This is a genomic window from Methylobacterium sp. AC433, from assembly GCF_979253015.1.
The window spans coordinates 1-22,400 of the sequence record NZ_CEEDBN010000013.1; the positions used below are offsets into that span (position 1 = coordinate 1).

A 22,400-nucleotide genomic window follows, 5' to 3' on the forward strand; every position below is an offset into this window, starting at 1 on the left:
TCGGTCCGCTCCATCCCTCGTGTGAGCCACACTGCAAACCTAGCAGTGAAGCCCAGTGAGGGGCGGGCCATCCATAAGGGGGGCGCGGGCGCAAGGCATCGGCCCGTCGCGCGGGGGCCAGACCACCAAGATCCACGCCCTCACCGATGTGCTCGGTCGCCCCGGCGTCCTCCTGCTGACCGCAGGCAACGCCAGCGACGTGAAGACTGCCCCGGAGGTGCTGGCCGAAGCCCCCGGACGCATCCGCCGCCTCAGCGCCGACAAGGGCTACGACGCCGAGTGGCTGCGCGCCGACCTTCGGAAGAACGGCATCACGCCCATCATCCCCGGCAAGCGCGGACGCAAACGCAGGATCCGCCATGACAGGCGCCGCTATCGTGAGCGCTGGCGCTTCGAGGCCACCTTCTGCCATCTGAGGGATTTTCGTCGCATCGCAACCCGCTACGACAAACTTGCCCGCAACTACGCCTCAGCCGTCGCGCTCGCCGCCGTCATCGTGTTCTGGTGCTGATCGAGTCCAGACCCTAACGGCACGATCTTGTTTGTCAGGATTACGCAGTTTCATATCGATATCGCGAAAACTTGACATTTATCTTGGTTGGTCATACTATAGCCGAAGTACCATGCTGTTGACGCTCCGGTGGCTGTAGCGATAGTACTTAGAGGTATGGGCGGGGGGCGTATTGATGTGCTGTCGCTGTCTCGGTTGTATCTGCTGTCCTATCCTATGATGTGCGTTGTGAGCTCTCCGTCGATGGTCAAGCCTCACGTGTCGCCAGATGCCGTATACTGAACCCACCCTCGCTTGGCTCGAGAATCTGAATCGGCGCGAACTCGTCGCGCCGCAGTCGTGTGCCAAGGACACCGCGGCGGGCCCGATCGGGACCCGAACGCCGTCCGTCGACGTCGTTCCCGCCGGCCTCGAGGACGAACTCCAGAAGCGCCTCGGACAGGTCGTGTTCTCGACGCTCTGCGAGAAGCTCGGCAGGCCGAATGTGGTGCCGACGGAGGTGATTCCGACGGAGGCCGACGCCGAGGCCGACGGGCTGACGGCCGACCACCTGCGGGCCGCACGGGCGTTGCTCAACTGGTCGATGTCCGATCTGGCCCTGAAGAGCGGTCTGTCCATCTCGACGATCAAGCGCGTCGAAGTGGAACCGCAGGACGTGACCCGGCGGAGCTATCGGCTCGTGGTCGAGACGTTCCGGCGGGGCGGCATCCGCTTTCTCACCCTCGATGACGGCACCATCGCGGTCGCCAAGGTCGTCCCGACCACCCCCGGCGTCGCTTAACTCCCGCACCTGCAAGGCTCCACGTCTCCGCGCCGCACCGGGTGATCCAGTCGACCGGACCTGGCTTGGCTTAGCTTCCCCGCGGCGTCGTGGGCCGGGTGCACCCCCGGCTCGGACGATCGCGGTCGCCGGAGGCGATGTCGCGTGGTCCGCGCATCCGCGTGTTTCCCGACCTTCGATGCCGGTGGTCGGGAGGCGGGTTTCGCTGCGGGATGGAATGTATTCCCCGGTGATCAACAGGCTCGATGCTTGTGGATAACCCTAAGGTCAAGTTCCAGCCACAATCGAGCGAAAGGTTCGGCGCTCGGCTGTTTCAGCGGAGGCTGTCATGACAGTGACGATCTTTGATCCTCTGACCGGGAAGATGGTAACCATCACGCTGCCCGACCGTGTCTAGGCCGGGTCGGCGCTCCCGCCCCGGGGTGGGACGGGAGCGTTCGACGGACGGGCGCTACTCTGCCGCCTCATTGTAGGACTCCACGGGCGGGCAGGCGCAGACGAGGTTGCGGTCGCCATAGGCGTTGTCGACCCGGTTGATCGGGGGCCAGTACTTGTCCATCCCCAGGCTTCCGGAGGGGAAGCACGCCGCCTCGCGCGAATAGGGGCGTTCCCAGGTCCCGACGAGATCGCGCACCGTGTGGGGGGCGTGCTTGAGGGGATTGTTCGCCTTGTCCATCCGCCCCTCCTCGATCGCGCGAATTTCCTCGCGGATCGCCAGCATGGCGTCGCAGAAGCGGTCGATCTCCCCCTTGGTCTCGGATTCGGTGGGTTCGATCATCAGGGTGCCGGCCACCGGCCAGGACATGGTCGGCGGGTGGAAGCCGCAATCGATCAGGCGCTTGGCGATGTCGTCGACGCTGACGCCGGCACTCTTCTGGAAGGGCCGCACGTCGACGATGCACTCGTGCGCCACCCGGCCGTTGGCGCCGGAATACAGCACCGGGTAGGCGCCCTTCAGGCGGCAAGCGATGTAGTTGGCGTTGAGGATGGCGATACGGGTCGCCTGGGTCAGGCCGCGACCGCCCATGAGCAGGCAGTAGCTCCAGGAGATCGGCAGGATCGAGGCCGAGCCGTAGGGTGCGGCCGAGACCGCGCCCTCCTCTCCGTTGCGTGGGTCGGAGGGCAGGAACGGGATCAAGTGCGCCTTGACGCCGATCGGACCCATGCCGGGGCCGCCGCCGCCATGCGGGATGCAGAAGGTCTTGTGCAGGTTGAGGTGGCTGACATCGGCGCCGATGTCGCCGGGTCGGGCGAGGCCCACCAGGGCGTTGAGGTTGGCCCCGTCGAGGTAGACCTGCCCGCCATGGCCGTGGACGATGTCGCAGATCGCGCGGACCTGGACCTCGAACACCCCGTGGGTCGACGGGTAGGTGATCATGCAGGCGGCGAGCTTTTCGGAATGCTGCTCGGCCTTCCGGCGGAAATCGTCGAGATCGACGTTGCCCTGCGCATCCGCGCCGACGACCACCACGCTCATGCCGCACATCTGCGCCGAGGCCGGGTTGGTGCCGTGGGCCGAGGACGGGATCAGGCAGACGGTCCGGTGCGCGTCGCCCCGCGACAGGTGGTAGGCGCGGATGGCCAGCAGCCCCGCGTACTCCCCCTGCGCGCCGGAATTCGGCTGCATCGAGATCGCGTCGTAGCCGGTGATGGCGCAGAGCTTCTCGGACAGATCCCCGATGAGGGCCTGATACCCTTGCGCCTGATCCACCGGCACGAAGGGGTGGATCTCGGCGAATTCCGGCCAGGAGATCGGCAGCATCTCGGCGGTGGCGTTGAGCTTCATCGTGCAGGAGCCGAGCGGGATCATCGCCCGGTCGAGGGCCAGGTCCCGGTCGGCGAGGCGGCGCATGTAGCGCGTCATCTCGCTCTCGGCCCGGTTCATGTGGAAGATCGGGTGCGTCAGGTAGGGCGAGGTCCGCACCAGCCCGGCGGGCAGGCGGGTCTCGGGCCAAGCCTCGTCATAGGCCGGGTCCGTGGCCCCGAAGGCGCGCCAGACGGCCTGGAGGATGTCGGGGCGGGTGCGCTCGTCCACCGTGATGCCGATGCGGTCCGCGCCGACCTTTCGCAGGTTGACGCCGTTGGCCACCGCCTGTCCGAGGATCAGGCCCTGGAAGGCGCCGACCCGCACGGTGATCGTGTCGAAGAAGTGCTTTGGCTCCACCGTGAACCCGAGGGCTTCCAGGCCGCCGGCGAGGCGCACGGCGTCGCGGTGGACCCGGGCGGCGATGGCCTTGAGCCCGCGCGGGCCGTGGAACACCGCATACATGCCGGCGATGACGGCGAGCAGCACCTGCGCGGTGCAGATGTTCGACGTCGCCTTCTCGCGGCGGATGTGCTGCTCGCGGGTCTGGAGCGCCAGGCGGTAGGCCCGGTTGCCGCGGGCATCCACCGAGACCCCGACGAGGCGCCCCGGCAGGGTGCGCTTGTGCGCGTCGCGGGTGGCCATGTAGGCCGCGTGCGGGCCGCCATAGCCCATCGGCACGCCGTAGCGCTGCATCGAGCCCACGGCGATGTCGGCGCCCATCTCGCCCGGCGAGGTCAGGAGCGTCAGGGCCAGGGGGTCGGCCGCCACGACCGCGACCGCACCGGCCGCGTGCAGGTCGGCGATGGGCCGGGTCAGGTCGCGGATGCCGCCGCAGACGCCGGGATACTGGAAGATCGCGCCGAAGACCTGGGCGGGGTCGAGGTCTCTGGTCGGATCGCCGACCACGATGGTCCAGCCCAGCGGCGCGGCGCGGGTGCGCAGCACCGCGATGGTCTGGGGCAGGCACTCGGCATCGACGAAGAAGGTGGTCTTTCCATTGGCACAGATCCGCTGAGCCATGCCCATGGCCTCCGCGGCGGCGGTGGCCTCGTCGAGGAGCGAGGCATTGGCGATGTCGAGGCCGGTCAGGTCGCAGACCAGGGTCTGGAAGTTCAGGAGCGCCTCGAGGCGGCCCTGGCTGATCTCGGGCTGGTAGGGCGAGTAGGCGGTGTACCAGGCCGGGTTCTCGAAGATGTTGCGCTGGATCACCGGCGGCATGGTGGTGCCGTGGTAGCCCTGCCCGATCAGCGAGACGAGGAGCCGGTTCTTGTCGGCGATGCCGCGCATGTGCTCGATCACCCGGCGCTCGGTCATGGCGACCCCGAAATCGAGGCGCTCCTCCTGGCGGATGTCGGCCGGTAGGGTCTCGTCCATCAGGGTGTGAAGGCTCTCGGCGCCCACGACGCCCAGCATCGCGTCGATTTCCTGCGTCGTCGGGCCGATATGGCGGCGGTTGGCGAAATCGTAGGGGTCGTAGCGGTCGTGGGGCATGAGGGCCTCGTCGGGAGGGATGAATTCAAATGCGCCTCGTGCGCGTCCCTCTCCCCACCGCAAGTCGGGCCTGCCCGACTTGCGCACGCGAGAGACTTGCGCACGCGAGATCGGATCTCGGGCAAGCCCGAGGTCTGTGGGGGGAGGGTCTGGGGTCCGCGCGTTACTTCGCGAACTCGGCGTAGGCGGCCTCGTCCATCAGCCCCTCGATGCTGGCCGGATCGTCGAGGCGGATGCGGTAGAGCCAGCCGGCGCCCTGCGGGTCGGCGCCGACGCTGGACGGGTCGGCCACCGCCGCCTCGTTGACCTCGGTCACCTCGCCGGAGACCGGCGCGTAGACGTCGGAGGCCGCCTTCACCGACTCGACCACGGCCGCGGCCTCGCCCTTTGTCAGCTTGGCGCCGACCTTCGGCAGCTCGATGAAGACGAGGTCGCCGAGCTGCTCGGCCGCATGGGTGGTGATGCCCACCGTGGCGACGTCGCCGGCGCAGTCCAGCCACTCGTGCTCGTCCGTGAACTTCCGCATCGCTCTCTCCTGGTTGATGGCAAGGTCGGGGTGATGGAACGGGCCGGATCAGGTCCGCTTGAAGCCCGCCGGCACGAAGGGCAGGCCCGCCACCGTGACGGCGAGGCGTTTGCCGCGCACCTCGGCGAAGACGCGGGTGCCGGGGGCGGCGAGCGCGGCCGGCAGGTAGCCCATGGCGATCGGCGCCTGCAGGCTCGGCCCGAAGCCGCCGGAGGTCACCTGGCCGACCGCCGCGCCGGTCTCGTCGGCGAAGAGCGGCGCGCCCGCCCGCACGGGCGTCGGTCCGTCGGGGGCCAAGCCGACGCGCCTGCGGGCCGGGCCGGCCTCCAGGGCGTCGAGGATGCGCCCGGCGCCGGGAAAGCCGCCGGCCCGGGCGCCGCCGCGCCGGCGCACCTTCGGAATGGCCCAGGACAGGCCGGCCTCCACAGGGTCGGTGCCGGGATCGATGTCGTTGCCGTGCAGGCACAGGCCCGCTTCGAGGCGCAGGGAGTCGCGGGCGCCGAGCCCGATCGGCAGCACGGCCGGATCGGACAGCAGCGCTTCGGCCAGGGCCTCGGCCCTGTCCTCGGGTACGGAGATCTCGAAGCCGTCCTCGCCGGTATAGCCGGAGCGGGTGACGATGGCGGATGTGCCGAGGAGGCCGAGCATCCGCACGTCCATGAAACGCATCTCGGCCACCTCCGGTGCCAGGCGGGCGAGGACCCCCTCCGCACCCGGCCCCTGCAGGGCGACGAGGGCACGGGCCAGCACGGTCACTTCGCAGATGTCCGACAGGTGCGCTCGGAGGTAGGCCTCGTCGGCCGCCTTGTTGGCGGCGTTGACCACGAGGAACAGGCTGTCGCCGCAATGGGCGACCATGAGATCGTCGCGGATGCCGCCCGAGCCGTCGAGCAGGAGTCCGTAGCGCTGTCGGCCCGGCTTCAGGCCGAGCACGTCGATGGGAAGCAGGGTCTCCAGGGCGCGCGCGGCATCGTCGAGGTCGCCCGAGCGCGGGGTGAGCCGGATCTGGCCCATATGCGAGACGTCGAACAGGCCGGCCTGCGCCCGCGTGTGCAGGTGCTCCTTGAGCAGGCCGGCCGGGTACTGCACCGGCATGGCATAGCCCGCGAACGGAACCATCCGGCCGCCATGGCGGAGGTGCAGGGCATGCAGGGGGGTGCGGGCCACATCAGGGGACATCGGATCTCTCCACGACACAAAGCCTCCGGAAGCTCGAATGAGCGTTTCCGGCTGCCCCCATCTGTCGCGGTTACCTGAGAGCTTCTCCCCAACCGCGAATGCGGTTCGGGATTTCTCCTTCGGTGGACGCCGTCAGGCGCCTCTCTCCAGATTGTCCAACGGTACGGTGATTGTGCCTGAGAGTTTCCGGGGGTGGTTGCTCCGTCGGCGCCATGGTTCAAGGCTTCTGAGTGTGAAACGCTCGACCTGGGCTCTCCCGTATCGTCTTTGATGACCCGTTCAGGGTTTCACATTGCACTGCATCATGCAAGGCGCTCAGCCCGGCTGGCACGTTACGCTTTGCCAGATCCGTCAGCACCGGCATGGTCCGGCATGGCCGTCGGGAACCACGAAGACTCGGGCTGGATTCCTCCAGCATGCCGATCGCATCAGGGCACGACCTCGCCGGCCCCCGCCCCCGCCGGACCCGCTCCGCAAAGCCCGCAACGGCTGCGGTCGACCCGGCCCTGACCGACAAGGCGCTGGCGATCCACGCGCGCCTCTGTCCGGTCTACGGCTGCCCGATCCCGTACTTCCATAGCCTCGACCCGTTGAGCGAGCTCGTTTCCTCGCTCCTCTCCCATCGGACCCGCAACGCCGAATCCGGCCGGGCCTTCAAGGCTCTGAGGACGCGCTACCCCGACTGGGCGCGGATGCTGGCCGCGCCCGTCTCCGAGATCGAGGCGACGATCGCCGGGGTGACCTGGCCCGAGCTGAAGGCGCCACGGCTCCAGGCGATCCTCTCCGCCGTGCAGGCCCGTCACGGCGCGCTCACCCTCGACTTCCTGGAGGACATGGCGGTGCAGGAGGCCCGGGCCTGGCTCGAGGCGATTCCCGGGGTCGGTCCGAAGACCAGCGCGGCGGTGCTCTCCTTCAGCGTCCTGCGGATGCCGGCCCTGCCCGTGGACAGCCATCACCACCGGGTGGCCCAGCGCACCGGGCTCATCGGGCCCCGCGTCGATGTCGGACCGTCGCACCCGATCCTGCGCGCGCAACTGCCCGCCGACTGGAGCGCGCAGGCCCTCTACGACAACCACGAAGTGCTGATGCTGCACGGGCAGAAGGTCTGCCACCACCGCAATCCCGCCTGCGGGCGCTGCGTCCTCCTCGACCTCTGCCCCGAGGGACAGGCCCGCATGGGCGCCGGCGGGGCGATCCGCGAGCCGTGACGGGGTCGGCGTGATCGGCACGCCGTGTTCGGGTCGCCTGGACCGATCAGCCTTGACCGGTTCCGGCGCGGCGTTCAGAAACCGGCGCTCGGCCTTGCCGGTCTTGCCGGCGGCCGCCTCACCCCAATCCACACGAGGACCCCGCCGCGATGACCGCGTTCAAGGAACTGGTGTTCTCGGGCGTACAGCCGACCGGGAACCTGCATCTCGGCAACTATCTCGGCGCCATCAAGCGCTTCGTCGAGATGCAGGCACGCGATGCGCAGTGCCTGTACTGCGTCGTCGACATGCACGCGATCACCCTGTGGCAGGACCCGGCCGCGCTGAAGGGCCAGATCCGCGAGGTCACCGCCGCCTTCCTCGCCGCCGGCATCGATCCGAAGCGATCGATCGTCTTCAACCAGAGCCAGGTGCCCCAGCACGCCGAACTCGCCTGGATCTTCAACTGCGTGGCGCGGCTGGGCTGGCTCAACCGCATGACCCAGTTCAAGGACAAGGCCGGCAAGGACCGGGAGAACGCCTCGATCGGGCTCTACGCCTATCCGGTGCTGATGGCGGCCGACATCCTGGCCTACCGCGCCACCCACGTGCCCGTGGGCGAGGACCAGAAGCAGCACCTCGAACTAACCCGCGACATCGCCCAGAAGTTCAACAACGATTTTTCGGATTCCATCGCGGCGCATGGACACGATGCCGGGGAAGGCTTCTTCCCCGTCACCGAGCCGCTGATCGGCGGTCCGGCCGCCCGGGTCATGAGCCTGCGCGACGGCACCAAGAAGATGTCGAAGTCGGATGCCTCCGACAATTCGCGCATCAACCTCACGGACGACGCCGATGCGATCGCCGCCAAGGTGCGGAAAGCCAAGACCGACCCGGACGCCCTCCCCTCCGAGGTGGCCGGCCTCGCCGGTCGCCCCGAGGCCGACAATCTGGTGGGCATCTTCGCGGCCCTGAAGGACGTCTCGCGAGAGGATGTGCTGCGCGATTACGGCGGCGCGCAGTTCTCCGCCTTCAAGGGCGCGCTGGTCGAACTCGCCGTCGAGACCCTGGCGCCGCTCGGCGCCGAGATGAAGCGCCTCGTGTCCGACCCGGCCGAGATCGACGCGGTGCTCGCCGATGGCGCCGAGCGCGCCGAAGCCATCGCGGCCCCGACCCTGGATGCCGTCAAGGACATCGTCGGCTTCGTCCGGCGCGGGCCGCGCCTGCGGATGGTCTGAGGTAGCCCGCCCTCTCCCCCGACGAAGAGAGGGCGGGCTCGCTGTTTCAGCTCTCGCCGCGCGCCACCCGGGCCTCGTACTCGGGCAGCTCGATCTTGCCTTCCTTCGCCACGCGGGCCTTGTCCTCCTCGGGGATGACGTCCGCGACCATGTCGAGACGCTTCCAGAGGGCGAGCGGCGTCTCCTTCTCGGGAGTCGGGACGTATCGGTTCTGCGCCACTTTCTGGTACTTGTGGATGTAGCGCGGGCAGTTGACCCAGGCCTTCGTGACCTCGACGCGAACGAGGTACTTGGCTTCCGTGTACTCGGCCATCAGGGGATCGTCGCGCAGCATCCGGGCATGGCCCTGGACGCGGACCCGGTGCGGGGTCTCGAAGTCGATGAACAGCAGGCCGACCTTGGACTGGCCCTCGATGTTGCCCATCGAATACCACATGCCGTTGCCGTCGAAGCCGGGGAACACCAGCGTGTTACCGTCGATCACCTTCACGAATCCCGGGCTTCCGCCCTTGTAGGAGACGGTGGGCATGCCGTCGGGGTCGACGGTCGAGAGGAAGAACATGTCCCGGCTGCCGATGAAGGCGGCTTCGGTCTCGCCGATCCCGTCCTGCACCCAGCCCGTATCCAGGCGCTCGGCGAGCTTGACGGTCTTGAACTCTTCCTGCAGCGCGCGATGCGCGTCGTAGTAGAGCGATGCCATGGGGGTCCTCCGCGTTTCGGCTGCTCTCGTCTGGGCGACCGTTGGGCGGGATGATCGCGGGAAACCTGCCTGAGCACAACAGCGGCGCGGATCCTTCAGCCCCTCCGCGGGAGAATGGGGTCCGCAAAGGAAGTCGGCTGGGGAATCCCCGACCGGAGACGATGCTTCCCTCGCCCCGCTCGGCAAGGTGTCCGCCCACGCCGAGGGGAGACGGTTCGCACAGCCGTGAAAAAGCCGGCGCCGATTGCGCGGCGCCGGCTTCATCCAAGACGCGCGGCCGAGCCAAGCCCGGCCGCGCCTTCGAAGAACCAGGTCTTGGAAAAGATCAGGTCTTGGAAAAGATCAGTTCTTGGACTTGTCGACGAGGGCCTTCTCGGAGATCCACGGCATCATGCCGCGCAGCTTGGCGCCGACTTCCTCGATCGGGTGGGCGGCGAGCTTGGCGCGGGTGGCCTTGAACGAGGTCTGGCCGACCTTGTTCTCCAGCATCCAGTTGCGGGTGAAGATGCCCGACTGGATGTCGTTGAGGACGCGCTTCATCTCGGCCTTGGTCTCCGGCGTGACGATGCGCGGGCCGGTGACGTACTCGCCGTACTCGGCGGTGTTCGAGATCGAGTAGTTCATGTTGGCGATGCCGCCCTCGTAGATGAGGTCGACGATGAGCTTCACCTCGTGCAGGCACTCGAAATAGGCCATCTCGGGGGCGTAGCCCGCCTCGACCAGGGTCTCGAAGCCGGCCTTGATCAGCTCGACGAGTCCGCCGCAGAGCACGGCCTGCTCGCCGAAGAGGTCCGTCTCGCACTCTTCCTTGAAGGTGGTCTCGATGATGCCGGCGCGGCCGCCGCCATTGGCCGAAGCGTAGGACAGGCCGAGGTCGTGGGCGTTGCCCGAGGCGTCCTGGGCAATGGCGATCAGGGTCGGCACGCCGCCGCCCTTGAGGTACTCGCCACGCACGGTGTGGCCGGGACCCTTCGGGGCGACCATGAGCACGTCGAGGTCCTTGCGGGGCTCGATGAGGTTGAAGTGCACGTTGAGGCCGTGGGCGAACAGGAGGGCGGCGCCCTGCTTCATGTTCGGCTCCAGCGACTCCTTGTAGATGTCGCCCTGGAGTTCGTCGGGGGTGAGCATCATGACGACGTCCGCCTGCTTGGCGGCGTCGGCGACGTTCATCACCGTGAAGCCCTCGTGCTCCGCCTTCTTGGCGGTGGCCGAGCCCTCGCGGAGCGCGATGACGATGCCCTTGACGCCCGAGTCGCGCAGATTCAGCGCGTGGGCATGACCCTGGCTGCCGTAGCCGACGATGACGACCTTCTTGCCCTTGATCAGGTTGAGGTCGGCGTCGCGATCGTAATAGACCCGCATGGGTTGGTTCCTCTTCTCGTGGGGTGTCAGGGTCGGGCCTGGCCGTAGAGGGCCAGGAACTGATCGACGGCGCGGGCCGCGTCGCGTCGGATCTCGGCGGCGTCGAGGTCGAGGGCGTCGCCGAGAAGAAGTCTGATCTGGATGTCGCGCCCGACCAGACCCAGGAAGGTCCGGAAGGCCGTCTCGCTGTCCTCGAAGGTCAGGAACCCGGCCGCGCGTCCCGCCTCGAGCACGGGCTTGACCCGCCCACCAATGGCGAGCCGCCCGTTCGCCAGCACGATGCCACCGAGGTTGCTCTTGCGCGAGCCGGCATGCGCGATGGCGATGCGGTTGAGCACCACCGAGGTGCGGCCCGCGATGACGTCGAGCCAGGTCACCGCGAAATCGAGCAGGCGGTCGCGCAGGGTGGCCGCGTCGAGGGCGCTCCCGGCGTCGTGCCCCGCATGGACCCGCGAGGCCTGCCAGCGCACCGTGGCGGTGAGGAGACCGTCCCGGTCCCCGAACCACTTGTAGAGGGTCTCCTTCGAGCAGCTCGCGCGGCGCGCCACCGCATCCATGGTGAGTTGGTCGCCTTCCTCGACGAGGAGGGCGAGCACGGCATCGAGCACCGCCTGCTGGCGGACCGATGGCGCGTCGTGCACCCTCTCGTCAGGGAGAGCCGAACTCGGGGTCATGCTTTGAGGCTGCCAGTACCGTACCGTACGGTACGCGGCTCCCTAAGCCGATTCGGCCGCCCGGGCAAGGGGCCTCGCCCAATCTCAAACGGGCAGTTTGAGGCCTTCGCGGGCGAAGACCGCCTGGACGGCGGTTCGCGCGGCCATGGCACGGGCATGCGCCGTCCAGACGGGAAAGCGCTCGGCCATGTCGAAGCCCAGCGCCGGGCCGCGGCCCCAGATCCAGAACAGCAGCAGGTAAGGATCGGCGACGCTGTAGGCTTCGCCGACGGCCCAGCCGCCGTTGCAGAGCTTGACCTCCGTCATCGTGAACAGGTCGCCGCAGGTCTCCACCCCCTTGGCCTGGATGCCCGGGAAAGCGGACTCGTCACCCGTGTAGCGCTCGGCCCGGCGGATATGCGCGTAGGCGATGTGGTGGCCGGTGGAGAGCCAGCCGAGCCATTCGTCCACCCGGGCCTGGTCGCGCGGCGCCTCCGGCCAGAGGCCGGCCCCGGGATGCGTGCGGGCGATGTGGCGCAAGATCGCGGTGTTCTCGGTGAGGACCCACTCTCCCTCCACCAGCGCCGGCACGCGACCGCGCTCGTTGACGGCGAGGTATGCAGGCGCCCTCTGGTCGCCCCTGGCAAGGTCGAGCCGCACGGTCTCGTAGGGCGCGCCCGTCTCCTCCAGGGCGATGTGGGAGGCGAGCGAGCAGGCGCCGGGGGCGTAGTAGAGCGTGGTCATGAGGTCCTTCCAGGTCGCTTCAATCGGCGTCGAGGCCAAGCAGGGTAGCGGGCCTGTGCTGGACGTTCGCGAGCATCTCGTCCGGCCCATGATCCAGGATGCGCAGCGTGCGCTCCTGCAAGGCGATGGATCGCTCCTGATTCCGAGGCACTCGACTTCGATGGATTGCCCGATCCTGAAGCCGCACTGCGCTCCGGGCCCGCCGAGAATCCGAAGAACAAAATCGTACGCGGATCGCGTCAGCCTCGCCTCCGACGCGCGATCCTCCACCAGGAGGGCGGTGCATCACGCGCAGGTGCGCCGAAGCTACATCGGCTCGGCGCCGCGCCCCATCGCGGCGATGCCGGTGCGGGAGATCTCCACGAGGCCGATCACCGTCATCAGGCCGATGAAGCGGTCGATCTCCTCGGTGGTGCCTGTGACCTCGAACACGAAGGAGTTCAGCGTCGCGTCCAGGGTCTTGGCGCCGAAGGCGGCCGCGAGGGTCAGCGATTCGGTGCGGTGCTCGCCGGTGCCCGCCACCTTGACCAGGCAGAGCTCGCGCTCGAGGGCCTTGCCCTGGAGGGTGAGGTCGACGACCCGGTGCACGGGCACCAGCCGGTCGAGCTGCGCCTTGATCTGCTGGATCACCGCGTCGGTGCCGGCGGTGACGATGGTGATGCGGGAGAGGTGGCGCGCCACCTCGGTCTCCGACACCGTCAGGCTCTCGATGTTGTAGCCCCGGCCCGAGAACATGCCCGAGATCCGGGCCAGCACGCCGGGCTCGTTGTCGACGATGACCGCCAGGGTGTGCCGGTTGATCGGCTCGACCCGGCCGGCATCGGGATAGTGCGTGTTCATGGCGTTCATGGCGTGCCCCGGATCTAGCGTCTTGCGATGGCGTGTCGTGTGCGGCCCGGCCGGGCCGATCGGATGGGACCGGGCGCGGCGGCGCCCGGTCCGAGTGCGTCAGGATGCATCCGGAGGCTCAGACCAGCATCTTGCCCTCTGCTGAGATGACGTCGCCGAGCTCGACCCCGGTCTCGCCGAGGTAGTCGGACAGCAGCATCTCGTTATGCGCCTTGCCCGACGGGATCATCGGGAAGCAGTTCTCCTTCTTGTCGACGACGCAATCGAAGACGACCGGGCCGTCATAGTCGAGCATCTCCGCGATCGCCGCGTCGAGGTCGCCCGGCTTCTCGCAGCGGATGCCCTTGGCGCCGTAGGCCTCGGCCAGCTTGACGAAGTCCGGCAGGCTCTCAGAGTAGCTCTGCGAGTAGCGCGAGCCGTGCAGGAGCTCCTGCCACTGGCGCACCATGCCCATGTACTCGTTGTTCAGGATGAAGATCTTGACCGGCAGGCGGTACTGCACGGCCGTGGACAGCTCCTGCATGTTCATCAGGATCGAGGCCTCGCCGGCGATGTCGATGACGAGGCCGTCCGGGTGGGCGAGCTGGGTACCGATGGCCGCCGGCAGGCCATAGCCCATGGTGCCGAGGCCGCCCGAGGTCATCCAGCGGTTCGGCTCGTCGAACTTGAAGTACTGCGCCGCCCACATCTGGTGCTGGCCGACCTCGGTGGTGACGTAGGTCTCCCGATCCTTGCAGGCCTCGTAGAGGCGCTGCACGGCGTATTGCGGCTTGATGATCGTGCCCGACGGCCAGTAGGCGAGGCAGTCGCGCGCCTTCCAGGTGCGGATCTTCGTCCACCAATCCTCGAGGCGGGCCTTGTCCGGCTGGCGCGGCAGCGCCTTCCAGGCGGCGAGCATGTCCTCCAGCACCGAGCCGCAATCGCCGACGATCCCGACATCGACCTTGACGACCTTGTTGATCGACGAGGCATCGATATCGACATGGATCTTCTTCGAGAACGGCGCGAAGGCGTCGAGGCGGCCGGTGATGCGGTCGTCGAAGCGGGCGCCGATGCAGACCATGACGTCGCAATCATGCATCGCCAGGTTGGCCTCGTAGGTCCCGTGCATGCCGAGCATGCCGAGGAACTGGTCGTCGGACGCCGGGAAGGCGCCGAGACCCATCAGGGTCGAGGTGACGGGAAAGCCCGTTTCGGCGGCGAGCCGGCGCAGGAGGGCCGAGGCGTGTGGGCCGGCATTGATGACGCCGCCGCCGGTGTAGAGGATCGGTCGGCGGGCCGACGCCATCAGCTCGATGGCAGCTTGGATCTGGCCTGCATCGCCCTTGAAGGCCGGCTTGTAGGTCTTGTGGCCGTTCTGGGTCGGGCGCTCGTAGACGCCGGACGCGAACTGGATGTCCTTCGGCAGGTCGATGACGACCGGGCCGGGCCGGCCGTTGGCGGCGACGTAGAACGCCTCGTGCAGGATGCGCGGCAGGTCGTCGATCGATTTGACCAGGTAGTTGTGCTTCGTGCAGTGGCGCGTGATGCCGACCGTGTCGCATTCCTGGAAGGCGTCCGTGCCGATCAGGTGCGTCGGAACCTGGCCGGTGATGCAGACCAGCGGGATCGAGTCGAGCAGCGCGTCGGTGAGACCCGTGATGATGTTGGTAGCGCCCGGACCCGAGGTGACGAGCACGCAGCCGACCTTGCCGGACGAGCGGGCATAGCCCTCCGCCGCGTGGACGGCGCCCTGCTCGTGGCGCACGAGGATGTGCTTCAGGGTCTCCTGGTGGAAGAGCGCGTCGTAGATCGGCAGCACCGCGCCGCCGGGATACCCGAACAGCGTGTCGACCCCCTGATCCTGAAACGCCCGGATGACCATTTCGGCCCCGGTCATGACCTCGCCGCCCATCGTCCTGCTCCTTGAAACTGTCTGTGCTGCTCGTGTCGTCCGGCGCGTCGCGGCAATAAAAAAGGGTCCCGAGGGACCCTGCATGCGCCACCATTCGGATCGCGGACCCTGTTGTCAGGTCCGCCCCGTCGGTGGCGCTTCCGTTACGATAAGGATGGCACGCATCGCGTCTTCGTCCGCCTCGTTCGTCCGCCCGAGAGAGCGAATCGAAAAATCGTGTGGGGTGTCATACCGGAGGCCAAGACACCGGTCAACGCCGGGACGCACGATCTTGCCGGTTCCGGCGTCGCGCGGTCCGGGCTAACGGGCGGCGGACGGAGGCCGACCTACTCGACCGGAACTTCGCCCAGGATGGCGCCGGTCTTCGGGTCCGCATCGAACCGCATGCGCCGCCCGTCCTTGATCCCCTCGCCGTCCCAGTGCCCGTCATCGGCTTCGAGCTTGGTGATCTCGCTGTAGCCGGCACTCGTCAGGGCCTGCTTCGTCTGAGCCGGGGTCAGCCAATCCGCGCCGGGCGTATCGGCCGCCGCCACCCCGGGACCTGCCAGGAGGACGGTCAGGATAGCGGCACGGACGGCATGGGCGGGTCGGGACATGCGAAGGCTCCTGGGACGGGACGTTGCGGCGAGCGCCGGCGCGGAAGAGTCTAGGGGCGATCGACCGGCATCGCGAGTGCGGAGTCCGGGGCGAGACCACGGATTCGTGTTTGCCCCCTCGCGCATCGCCGTCCTATCAAGGCCGAGGTCCGCGCTCGGATCGCGTCCGGTTCCGTCCCGCCCACGAGGATATTCGCCCCTGTCCGAGACCAGCGCTTTCCTTCTCCTGGACGTGGCGGGCGTCCCCTGCGCACTCGCGCGGACGTCGGTGAGCGAGGTGCTGCCGCTCCCGGATCTGCACCTGCCGCCGGCTGGGGGCGGGCCCTTGGCGGGCTTCCTCAATCTCGGCGGCACTCCCGTGCCTGTGGTCGACCTCGCCCGGCTCCTCGGTCTGCGCACCGACGCTGCGCGCGGCGCTGCGGAGGACGCCTACCGGCACATCCTCCTCGATGCGCCGCGGGGCACCGGTTTCCTGGTCGACCGCGTCGAGGACCTGATCACGGTCGAGGACGCGGCGCTCCGCCCGATCGTGGCGGAGCGCACGCTCAACGGCTGCGTGGTCGCCGAGATCGCGCGCGCGGACGGGCTGGTCCACGTGCTCGGTATGTCCCGCCTCCTGACGGCGGAGGAGCAGGCGCGCCTGTCGGCCCTGGCCGATGCGGCGGCCGAGCGCCTCTCCGCGCTGACGGCCGCCTGACCCGGTCGCGACCCGGCATGCCGCGCCCATGACGCGTCCGCCGCGCTCCGGCCCGGAGGTCGATCCGGGCTTCCCCGCCCTCAAGGCCCGGATCATCGCGCGCACCGGCCATCACTATTATGCCGACAAGGACGACCTGCTGTTCGACCGCCTGCGCAAGCGCTTCCGCGCACTCGGGGTCGCGGATGCGACGGCGTATGCCGCCTGCCTCGACGACCGCCTCACCGGCGGTCCGGAATGGGCGGCGCTCGAGGCCGAGATCACCATCGGCGAGACGTTCTTCTTCCGCTACGCGGAGCAGTTCGCGGCCCTGCGCACCACCATCCTGCCCGCGCTGCTCGCTGCCCGTGCGGCCGAGCGCACCCTCCGGGTCTGGAGCGCCGGCTGCTCTACGGGAGCCGAGCCCTACTCGATCGCCATCCTGCTGCACGAGCTCCTCGGGGCTGCCCTGCCCGAGTGGCGGGTCTCGATCCTCGGCACCGACATCAGCACCGCCGCCCTCGAGACCGCGCGGGCGGGAATCTACGGCCGCTGGGCCCTGCGCACCCTGCCCCCCGGCGAGCGCCTGCGCTACTTCGTGCCGGGTCCGGCCGTCGCGGGGCCGGGCCGCGACGGCACCTACGCCCTGCGTCCGGAATTTCGCCGGATGGTGCGCTTCGAGCGACGCAACCTGATGGACCTCCTCAATGTCCGCGCCGCCCCGCCCATGGCCGAATTCGACCTAATCCTCTGCCGCAACGTGCTCATCTACTTCGAGGCCGAAATCGTCCTCGGCATCGTCCGTGGCCTTGGCCGACGCCTGACCCGCGAGGGCTGGCTCCTCATCGGCCATGCGGAACCGAATCCCGCCATCGCTGCGATGCTGGAGCCCGTGAACCTGCCCGGGACCGTCGCCTATCGCCCGCGCGGCGCGGTCCCGACCGTCGTCCCGCCGGCGCCCTGGGTGCCGGCGCCGATGCCCGACCCCGTGCCGTCCCCCGGTCCCGCCTGCGCGCCCGCCGTCGCGGTGCTGCCTCCGGCAGAGGTCGGACTGTCCGGGGGCCTGGTGCCGATCGAGCCGGAGGCCGACGAGCCGCCGGGCGATCTGGAGCGGATCCGGATGCTGGCCGATGCCGGCGAGACCGCGGAGGCTTGGCGGGCGGTACGGGGGGCGATCCAGGCGGCACCGACCGATCCTGTCCTGCACTACTACGAGGGCCTCCTCGCTCACAGCCTCGGACGGGAGGCGGAGGCCGAGCGGGCCTGGCGCGGCGCGCTCTACCTCGACCGCGCCTTCGTGATGGCGCATTACCAGCTCGGTCTGCTGATGATCGGCCTCGGCCGGCGCTCGGACGCGGTGCGGGCCCTCGACAACGCCATCCGTCTGGCCCAATCCCTGGCCCCGGATGCGGTGGTGGCCGAGGGCGATGGGCTCGGTCCGCACGAGCTCGCGCGTAGCGCTGCCCTTGCCCGTGCCGGCATGACAGGAGAAGGGCCGTGACGCAGACCCGGACCGAAGCCCCCGCCGCCCGCTTGCAGGCCCTGCGCGCCGAGCGCTCCCGCCTGCTCGCCCGGCGCCGACGCGCGACGGCCGAGGCTGGGACGCCGACCCGCGCCGTCCTCGTCTGTGCCTGCGGCGACGACCGTTTCGCCCTCGCCCTTACCCAGGTCGCGCAGGTGCTGCCGGCGCGGCCCGTGACTCCCCTACCCGGGGCGCCGCCGGCAATCCTCGGCGTCATCGCCATCTCCGGCCGCGTCGTCAGCCTGATCGCCCTGGGGCGCGCCCTCGGACGCGGCACCCAGGCGGCGAGCGGCGAGGGCCACGTGGTCCTGCTGCGCGGGGGCGCCGTTCCGGTGGCGCTCGCGGTCGACCGCGTCCTCGGGGTCGCCGAGATCGCCGAGGCGGCGGCGGCCCCGGCCTTCGGCGAGGCCGGTTTGAGCACGGAGGCGGTTTCGGGCTATGCCCCGCCCGGCGCCGGACCGGATGGGGAACCCGGCTTCGTCATCGTCGATGTGGCGCACCTGCTGCGCCGCTACCTGCCGTGACCGACCCTGCCCCGTTGCCGCTCCGGCGGTGAGACTTCTCGTGATGCCGAGACCCCGGGGCGCCGCCTGCCACGGCCTCGGTCGATTTTCCGGAGCCTGGAGCCCCACGTGTCGATCTCGATCGGAAAACGCATCCTCCTCGGCTTCGTCGCCATCACCGTCGTCATCGTGGCGCTCGGCTTCTATGCCCTCGGGCAGATCGGCGTGGTGCGCGACACCACCGATGCCATCGTCACCCGTGACCTCCTGGTGGGGCGCCAGCTCGACGACCTCGCCAACAAGGCCCGCGACATGGGCCTCCAGCGCCGCAACGCGATCATCGCGCTGCTGATGCGGGCCCGGGGCGGCCCGGAGCGGGATGACGGCTCAGCCTCGTGGCGACGGACCGCTACGGAGGCCGACGCGATCCTGGCCGAGCTCGTCCGCGCCACGGAGGGCTATCGGGCCCGCTCCGCATCCGAGGAACGCGCCCTCGCCTGGCGCAAGATCAACGGCGTCGCCATCGAAGCCATGGCCGAGCTGCGCGAGCTGCGCAGCGCGAGCGAGGCGCAGCTCGCCGCCGTCGTCGCCAAGGATGTCGATGGGGTCGAGGCGCGCAACGAGGCGCTCAACCGCAGCCAGGAGATGTTCCTCAACGACATCGAGCGCACCCGCAACGCCCTCGACGAGGGCATCGCCGCCGGGCAGCGCAGCGTCGCCGATCTCTACGAGCGCAGCCGTCTCTCCATCCTGCTGACGCTGGCCGCCTGCATCGTTCTCAGCATCCTCATCACCCTGCTGATCAGCCGCGCCGTGGTGCGGCCCCTGGAGGCGGTGATGGCCTTCGCCGAGCGGGTCGGCGAGGGCGACCTCTCGGGCACCCTCGACGCCCGCGGCAAGGACGAGATCGGACGGCTCGGGCGCACCCTCAACCGCATGGTGGCGGGCCTCGCCGATCTCGCCCGGACCAACCGGGCCGCCACCTCGGATCTCAACGCAGCGGCGGCCGAGATCCGCGCCTCCGCCCAGGAGCAGGCGGCCAGCGTCGAGGAACAGTTCGCAGCGGTGCAGGAAACGGCCGCCACGGTCGACGAGATCACCCATTCGGGCGCCCAGATCGGCAAACGCGCCGGCGAGGTCATCGCCACCGCGCAATCGACCGCCCAGACCTCCAGGGCCGGCCTGCGCGCGGTGGCCGACACGGCCCGCGCCATGGACTCGATCCGCGAGCAGGCCGAGGCGGTGGCCGGAAACATCGTCGCGCTCTCCGAGAAGACCCAGGCGATCGGCGACATCATCACCACGGTCAACGACATCTCGGAACGCACCCACCTCCTGGCGCTGAACGCCGCCATCGAGGCGGCGGCGGCCGGCGAGAGCGGGCGCAGCTTCGCGGTGGTGGCCTCCGAGATGAAGCTCCTGGCCGATCAGGCGAAGGCGGCCACCGGGCAGGTCCGCACGATCCTCGGCGAGATCCAGAGGGGCATCAACACCTCGGTCATGCTCACCGAGGAGGCGGTCAAGCGTGCCGCCGCCGGCAAGGCCCGCTCCGACACCACGCAGCGGACGATCGAGGAGATCACCGCCCGGGTCGAGGAGAGCGTGCAGACGTTCCAGCAGATCGTCGCCTCGACGAACCAGCAGCAGCTCGGCATCGAGCAGGTGATGGGCGCCCTGCAGAACATCCGCCAGGCGAGCCAGCAGACTGCTGCCGGCACCCGCGAGGTCGAGGCGGCCTCCGCCAATCTCACCGAACTCGCCCAGGCCCTGATGGCGCTGGCCGAGCGCTACCGGCACTGACACGGTTTTCGGGTTTCCAGAGCGCCGGAAGGACCTGGGAGCGCATGGTTCACGAATGGCTTCGCGCGGGTTCCGTCGGTTCGGAACCCGCCGCAACCCTGGGACGGCCTTAGGCGACCGATGGACATTCGCCAGCTTCTTCTCGCGGCGTTCGAGGTCGAGCACCGCGAGCACATCGATGCGATCCGCGCCGCCCTGGGGGGCGAGGGCAGCGAGCACGTACCCGATTGGAACGACGTCTTCCGGCGGGCGCACAGCCTGAAAGGCGCGTCCCGGGCCGTCGATCTTCCGGCGGTGGAAGCCGTTGCCCATCGCCTGGAGACCCTGTTCGAGCGCGTGGTGGCACAGGAGGGCGGCCTGTCGCGCACGGACACCGCCGCCGTCCACCTCGCCCTCGACCGGGTCGAGGCCTACGTGGCCGGGCTGACGGACGGCGCCGGTCCTGACATGCCGGACGACGCCCTCGCGGCCCTCGACCGTGCCCTCGACCCGCAGGCCATCGCGGTGCCGGAGCCGTCGCCCCCTGCCCCGCCTGCCCCCGGTGTCCTGCCCCCTCCTCCGGCACCGAGGCCCGTTCAGGCCGAGGCCCCTGGCGAGGCCGCGCAGACTCTCTTGCGGGTCCCGGCCGACGCGGTCGAGGCGCTGACGCGGGCGACGCACGAACTCGCCAGAGCCCTCGGCGGCGAGGCGGTGCTCGCCGAGGGCATCGCCCGCCTCGGCCGCCGTGCCGCGGACCTCGCCCGCCTCACCGAGCGTCGGCGCGCCGCCCGAGGTTCGGAAACCGAGGTCGACGTACGGGCCCTGGAGACCGGGCTCCTCGCCCTGGCGCGCGACGCCGCCGATCTGGCTCGGGTTCGTGGCGCCCTCGCCTCCTCCGTGGACGGCGCCATGAGCCGGGTCGCCGGCGAGGCCGAGCGCCTGGCCCTGGTCCCGGCCGAGACTGCCTTTGGCGGTTTCGCGCGGTCCCTGCGCGACCATGCCCGTGAGGCGGACCGGACCATCGAGGTGACCGCGCGCGGCCTCGATCTCCCCGTCGACCGGGGGATGCTCCAGACCCTCAAGGACCCCGTCCTGCACGCTCTTCGCAACGCGCTCAGCCACGGGGCCGAGACGCCCGAGACGCGCCGGCGCCTCGGCAAGCCGGATGCCCTGGCCATCGGCCTCGACGTCGAGGTCCAGGGGGGACGCCTCGTCGTCCGCGTGCACGATGACGGCCGCGGGCCGGACCTCGCCGCCATCGCCGAGACCGCCCGCCGCCGCGGCCTGCTCAGCGCCGATGCCGATCCGGAACCGGAGGCGCTCCTCGCCCTGGTATTCGAGCCCGGCTTCTCCACCGCCTCCGCCGTCGACACCCTCTCGGGTCGCGGCATCGGCCTCTCGGTGGTGGCCGACGCCGCGCGTCGGCTCGGCGGCACGGTCCGGCTCGGCCCGCGCAGCCCCTTCGGAACCGAGCTCGTGATGGCGCTGCCGCTCTCGGCCGCCCGCCGGGCGATGCTCCTCGTCCGTGCCGGCGGGATCACCTACGCGATCCCGAGCGCCTCGGCCGAGCGCCTGCTGCGTCTGGATCGTGGCAGTCTCGCGCAGGTGATGGGCCGCACGGTGGCGCAGGTGGAGATCGACGGCGGCGCCGTCAGCCTCCCGGTCCTCGATCTGGCGAGCCTCCTCGGCTTTCCGGCCCCGGCGGAAGGGGGCGAGGCCGGCCGTTCGGCGATCCTGCTCCGCGGCAACGGGCGCCGATGCGTGCTCGCCGTGGATGGACTGTCCGACGTGACGACGCTGCGGGTGCTGCCGGCCCCGCCGATCGGGATCGATCCCCGCCTGATCACCGGAACGGTGATCCTGCCCGGGGACCGGCCCGCCCTCGTCCTCGACGCCGAGGGGCTGGTCGCACGCGCGGGCGAGGCCGGCGCGGCTGCGGCGCCGCAACCCACGGGCAACCGCGGAACGATCGCGCGGGCGCCACGTTCGACGATCCTTGTCGTAGACGATTCCATCACCACGCGAACCTTGGAGAAGGGTATCTTGGAAGCGGCAGGGTACCGCGTCGTCGTCTGCGTGGACGGCCAGGACGCGCTCGACCGTCTGCGCGCGGGCATCGAGCCCGTGGATCTCGTCGTCGCCGACGTGGAGATGCCGCGTCTCGACGGATTCGGCCTGCTCAAGGCCCTGCGCGCCGATGAGGCCTTCGCGCGCCTGCCGATCGTCCTGATGACGTCCCGCGGCGATGCGGAGGACGTGGCCCGCGGCCTCGACCTCGGGGCGGACGCCTACCTGACGAAGCAGACCTTCGACCAGCGCAAGCTCCTCGACACCATCGGACAATTGCTGTGAGCGGACACGGGCGGGACGAAACGACGCCGGGGGTGCCCGCGCGCGTGCGG

At 69.7% G+C, this 22,400-nt stretch carries 18 protein-coding genes, 1 pseudogene and 1 riboswitch; of the genes and pseudogenes, 9 read left to right on the forward strand and 10 right to left on the reverse strand.

Annotation, left to right across the window (positions count from 1 at the left end; all coding sequences use genetic code 11):
* Positions 1 to 79: 79 nt before the first annotated feature.
* Both AC0IWM_RS17035 and AC0IWM_RS17040 read left to right on the forward strand, forming a co-directional pair.
* Positions 80 to 511 (forward strand): annotated as a pseudogene (locus tag AC0IWM_RS17035) (IS5 family transposase); the annotation flags it as partial.
* Between the two features lie 268 nt (positions 512 to 779).
* Positions 780 to 1,292 (forward strand): helix-turn-helix domain-containing protein, encoded by a 513-nt coding sequence (locus AC0IWM_RS17040; RefSeq protein ID WP_471756946.1) that lies wholly within the window; start codon positions 780 to 782, stop codon positions 1,290 to 1,292.
* 451 nt (positions 1,293 to 1,743) lie between these two features.
* On the opposite strand, the gene gcvP is transcribed toward AC0IWM_RS17040, so the two are convergent.
* From gcvP to gcvT, 3 genes are all read right to left on the reverse strand, one after another.
* Positions 1,744 to 4,590 carry an aminomethyl-transferring glycine dehydrogenase gene (gene gcvP / locus AC0IWM_RS17045; protein WP_471756948.1) on the reverse strand — a complete coding sequence of 949 codons (2,847 nt, stop codon included), beginning with the start codon at positions 4,588 to 4,590 and terminating at the stop codon, positions 1,744 to 1,746.
* A 163-nt stretch (positions 4,591 to 4,753) separates the two neighbouring features.
* Positions 4,754 to 5,116, reverse strand: coding sequence for a glycine cleavage system protein GcvH (gene gcvH, locus AC0IWM_RS17050; RefSeq protein ID WP_471756950.1), 363 nt, complete (start codon positions 5,114 to 5,116; stop codon positions 4,754 to 4,756).
* A gap of 48 nt (positions 5,117 to 5,164) precedes the next feature.
* Positions 5,165 to 6,295: a glycine cleavage system aminomethyltransferase GcvT gene (gene gcvT / locus AC0IWM_RS17055; protein WP_471756952.1), complete on the reverse strand. Its 1,131-nt coding sequence runs from the start codon at positions 6,293 to 6,295 to the stop codon at positions 5,165 to 5,167.
* 154 nt (positions 6,296 to 6,449) lie between these two features.
* A riboswitch (glycine riboswitch) is annotated at positions 6,450 to 6,564 on the reverse strand.
* Between the two features lie 147 nt (positions 6,565 to 6,711).
* On the opposite strand from gcvT, the gene AC0IWM_RS17060 reads away from it, so the two are divergent.
* Both AC0IWM_RS17060 and trpS read left to right on the forward strand, forming a co-directional pair.
* Complete coding sequence (locus AC0IWM_RS17060) at positions 6,712 to 7,503, forward strand: endonuclease III domain-containing protein (RefSeq protein ID WP_471756954.1); 792 nt, start codon at positions 6,712 to 6,714, stop codon at positions 7,501 to 7,503.
* A 149-nt stretch (positions 7,504 to 7,652) separates the two neighbouring features.
* Positions 7,653 to 8,720 carry a tryptophan--tRNA ligase gene (gene trpS, locus AC0IWM_RS17065; RefSeq protein ID WP_056469647.1) on the forward strand — a complete coding sequence of 356 codons (1,068 nt, stop codon included), beginning with the start codon at positions 7,653 to 7,655 and terminating at the stop codon, positions 8,718 to 8,720.
* A 46-nt stretch (positions 8,721 to 8,766) separates the two neighbouring features.
* Here trpS and AC0IWM_RS17070 read toward each other — a convergent pair whose 3' ends face one another.
* The 7 genes from AC0IWM_RS17070 to AC0IWM_RS17100 form a co-directional block, all read right to left on the reverse strand.
* Positions 8,767 to 9,420 (reverse strand): pyridoxamine 5'-phosphate oxidase family protein, encoded by a 654-nt coding sequence (locus tag AC0IWM_RS17070; RefSeq protein ID WP_471756956.1) that lies wholly within the window; start codon positions 9,418 to 9,420, stop codon positions 8,767 to 8,769.
* Between the two features lie 342 nt (positions 9,421 to 9,762).
* The gene (gene ilvC / locus AC0IWM_RS17075; protein ID WP_056469640.1) at positions 9,763 to 10,782 is read right to left on the reverse strand and encodes a ketol-acid reductoisomerase; all 1,020 of its coding nucleotides are present in this window, start codon (positions 10,780 to 10,782) and stop codon (positions 9,763 to 9,765) included.
* A gap of 26 nt (positions 10,783 to 10,808) precedes the next feature.
* Positions 10,809 to 11,456 carry a TetR/AcrR family transcriptional regulator gene (locus tag AC0IWM_RS17080; protein WP_471756958.1) on the reverse strand — a complete coding sequence of 216 codons (648 nt, stop codon included), beginning with the start codon at positions 11,454 to 11,456 and terminating at the stop codon, positions 10,809 to 10,811.
* Between the two features lie 84 nt (positions 11,457 to 11,540).
* On the reverse strand, positions 11,541 to 12,179 hold the full coding sequence (locus AC0IWM_RS17085) for a glutathione S-transferase family protein (protein ID WP_471756960.1): 639 nt from the start codon (positions 12,177 to 12,179) through the stop codon (positions 11,541 to 11,543).
* 306 nt (positions 12,180 to 12,485) lie between these two features.
* Positions 12,486 to 13,028: an acetolactate synthase small subunit gene (gene ilvN, locus AC0IWM_RS17090; protein ID WP_056183565.1), complete on the reverse strand. Its 543-nt coding sequence runs from the start codon at positions 13,026 to 13,028 to the stop codon at positions 12,486 to 12,488.
* A 118-nt stretch (positions 13,029 to 13,146) separates the two neighbouring features.
* Entirely contained in the window at positions 13,147 to 14,922 is a 1,776-nt protein-coding gene (locus AC0IWM_RS17095) for an acetolactate synthase 3 large subunit (protein WP_471756962.1), read from the reverse strand.
* Between the two features lie 326 nt (positions 14,923 to 15,248).
* Positions 15,249 to 15,518, reverse strand: coding sequence for a PepSY domain-containing protein (locus AC0IWM_RS17100; protein ID WP_471756964.1), 270 nt, complete (start codon positions 15,516 to 15,518; stop codon positions 15,249 to 15,251).
* Positions 15,519 to 15,744: 226 nt separating this feature from the next.
* On the opposite strand from AC0IWM_RS17100, the gene AC0IWM_RS17105 reads away from it, so the two are divergent.
* The 5 genes from AC0IWM_RS17105 to AC0IWM_RS17125 all read left to right on the forward strand — a co-directional run bounded on the left by AC0IWM_RS17105 (position 15,745) and on the right by AC0IWM_RS17125 (position 22,350).
* On the forward strand, positions 15,745 to 16,215 hold the full coding sequence (locus AC0IWM_RS17105; protein ID WP_471757116.1) for a chemotaxis protein CheW: 471 nt from the start codon (positions 15,745 to 15,747) through the stop codon (positions 16,213 to 16,215).
* A 28-nt stretch (positions 16,216 to 16,243) separates the two neighbouring features.
* Positions 16,244 to 17,695, forward strand: a complete 1,452-nt coding sequence (locus AC0IWM_RS17110; protein WP_471756966.1) for a CheR family methyltransferase — start codon at positions 16,244 to 16,246, stop codon at positions 17,693 to 17,695.
* Positions 17,692 to 18,240 carry a chemotaxis protein CheW gene (locus AC0IWM_RS17115; protein ID WP_471756968.1) on the forward strand — a complete coding sequence of 183 codons (549 nt, stop codon included), beginning with the start codon at positions 17,692 to 17,694 and terminating at the stop codon, positions 18,238 to 18,240. The genes AC0IWM_RS17110 and AC0IWM_RS17115 overlap by 4 nt, the downstream gene beginning before the upstream one ends.
* 108 nt (positions 18,241 to 18,348) lie before the next feature.
* Positions 18,349 to 20,019, forward strand: a complete 1,671-nt coding sequence (locus AC0IWM_RS17120) for a methyl-accepting chemotaxis protein (protein ID WP_471756970.1) — start codon at positions 18,349 to 18,351, stop codon at positions 20,017 to 20,019.
* Positions 20,020 to 20,139: 120 nt separating this feature from the next.
* Positions 20,140 to 22,350, forward strand: coding sequence for a hybrid sensor histidine kinase/response regulator (locus AC0IWM_RS17125; protein ID WP_471756972.1), 2,211 nt, complete (start codon positions 20,140 to 20,142; stop codon positions 22,348 to 22,350).
* Positions 22,351 to 22,400 lie beyond the last annotated feature (50 nt).

Excerpts from the sequence above, each read along its gene's own strand:
- AC0IWM_RS17040 (WP_471756946.1), top strand. The coding sequence starts at position 780 with ATGCCGTATACTGAACCCACCCTCGCTTGGCTCGAGAATCTGAATCGG.
- gcvP (WP_471756948.1), bottom strand. The coding sequence starts at position 4,590 with ATGCCCCACGACCGCTACGACCCCTACGATTTCGCCAACCGCCGCCAT.
- gcvH (WP_471756950.1), bottom strand. The coding sequence starts at position 5,116 with ATGCGGAAGTTCACGGACGAGCACGAGTGGCTGGACTGCGCCGGCGAC.
- gcvT (WP_471756952.1), bottom strand. The coding sequence starts at position 6,295 with ATGTCCCCTGATGTGGCCCGCACCCCCCTGCATGCCCTGCACCTCCGC.
- AC0IWM_RS17060 (WP_471756954.1), top strand. The coding sequence starts at position 6,712 with ATGCCGATCGCATCAGGGCACGACCTCGCCGGCCCCCGCCCCCGCCGG.
- trpS (WP_056469647.1), top strand. The coding sequence starts at position 7,653 with ATGACCGCGTTCAAGGAACTGGTGTTCTCGGGCGTACAGCCGACCGGG.
- AC0IWM_RS17070 (WP_471756956.1), bottom strand. The coding sequence starts at position 9,420 with ATGGCATCGCTCTACTACGACGCGCATCGCGCGCTGCAGGAAGAGTTC.
- ilvC (WP_056469640.1), bottom strand. The coding sequence starts at position 10,782 with ATGCGGGTCTATTACGATCGCGACGCCGACCTCAACCTGATCAAGGGC.
- AC0IWM_RS17080 (WP_471756958.1), bottom strand. The coding sequence starts at position 11,456 with ATGACCCCGAGTTCGGCTCTCCCTGACGAGAGGGTGCACGACGCGCCA.
- AC0IWM_RS17085 (WP_471756960.1), bottom strand. The coding sequence starts at position 12,179 with ATGACCACGCTCTACTACGCCCCCGGCGCCTGCTCGCTCGCCTCCCAC.
- ilvN (WP_056183565.1), bottom strand. The coding sequence starts at position 13,028 with ATGAACGCCATGAACACGCACTATCCCGATGCCGGCCGGGTCGAGCCG.
- AC0IWM_RS17095 (WP_471756962.1), bottom strand. The coding sequence starts at position 14,922 with ATGGGCGGCGAGGTCATGACCGGGGCCGAAATGGTCATCCGGGCGTTT.
- AC0IWM_RS17100 (WP_471756964.1), bottom strand. The coding sequence starts at position 15,518 with ATGTCCCGACCCGCCCATGCCGTCCGTGCCGCTATCCTGACCGTCCTC.
- AC0IWM_RS17110 (WP_471756966.1), top strand. The coding sequence starts at position 16,244 with ATGACGCGTCCGCCGCGCTCCGGCCCGGAGGTCGATCCGGGCTTCCCC.
- AC0IWM_RS17125 (WP_471756972.1), top strand. The coding sequence starts at position 20,140 with ATGGACATTCGCCAGCTTCTTCTCGCGGCGTTCGAGGTCGAGCACCGC.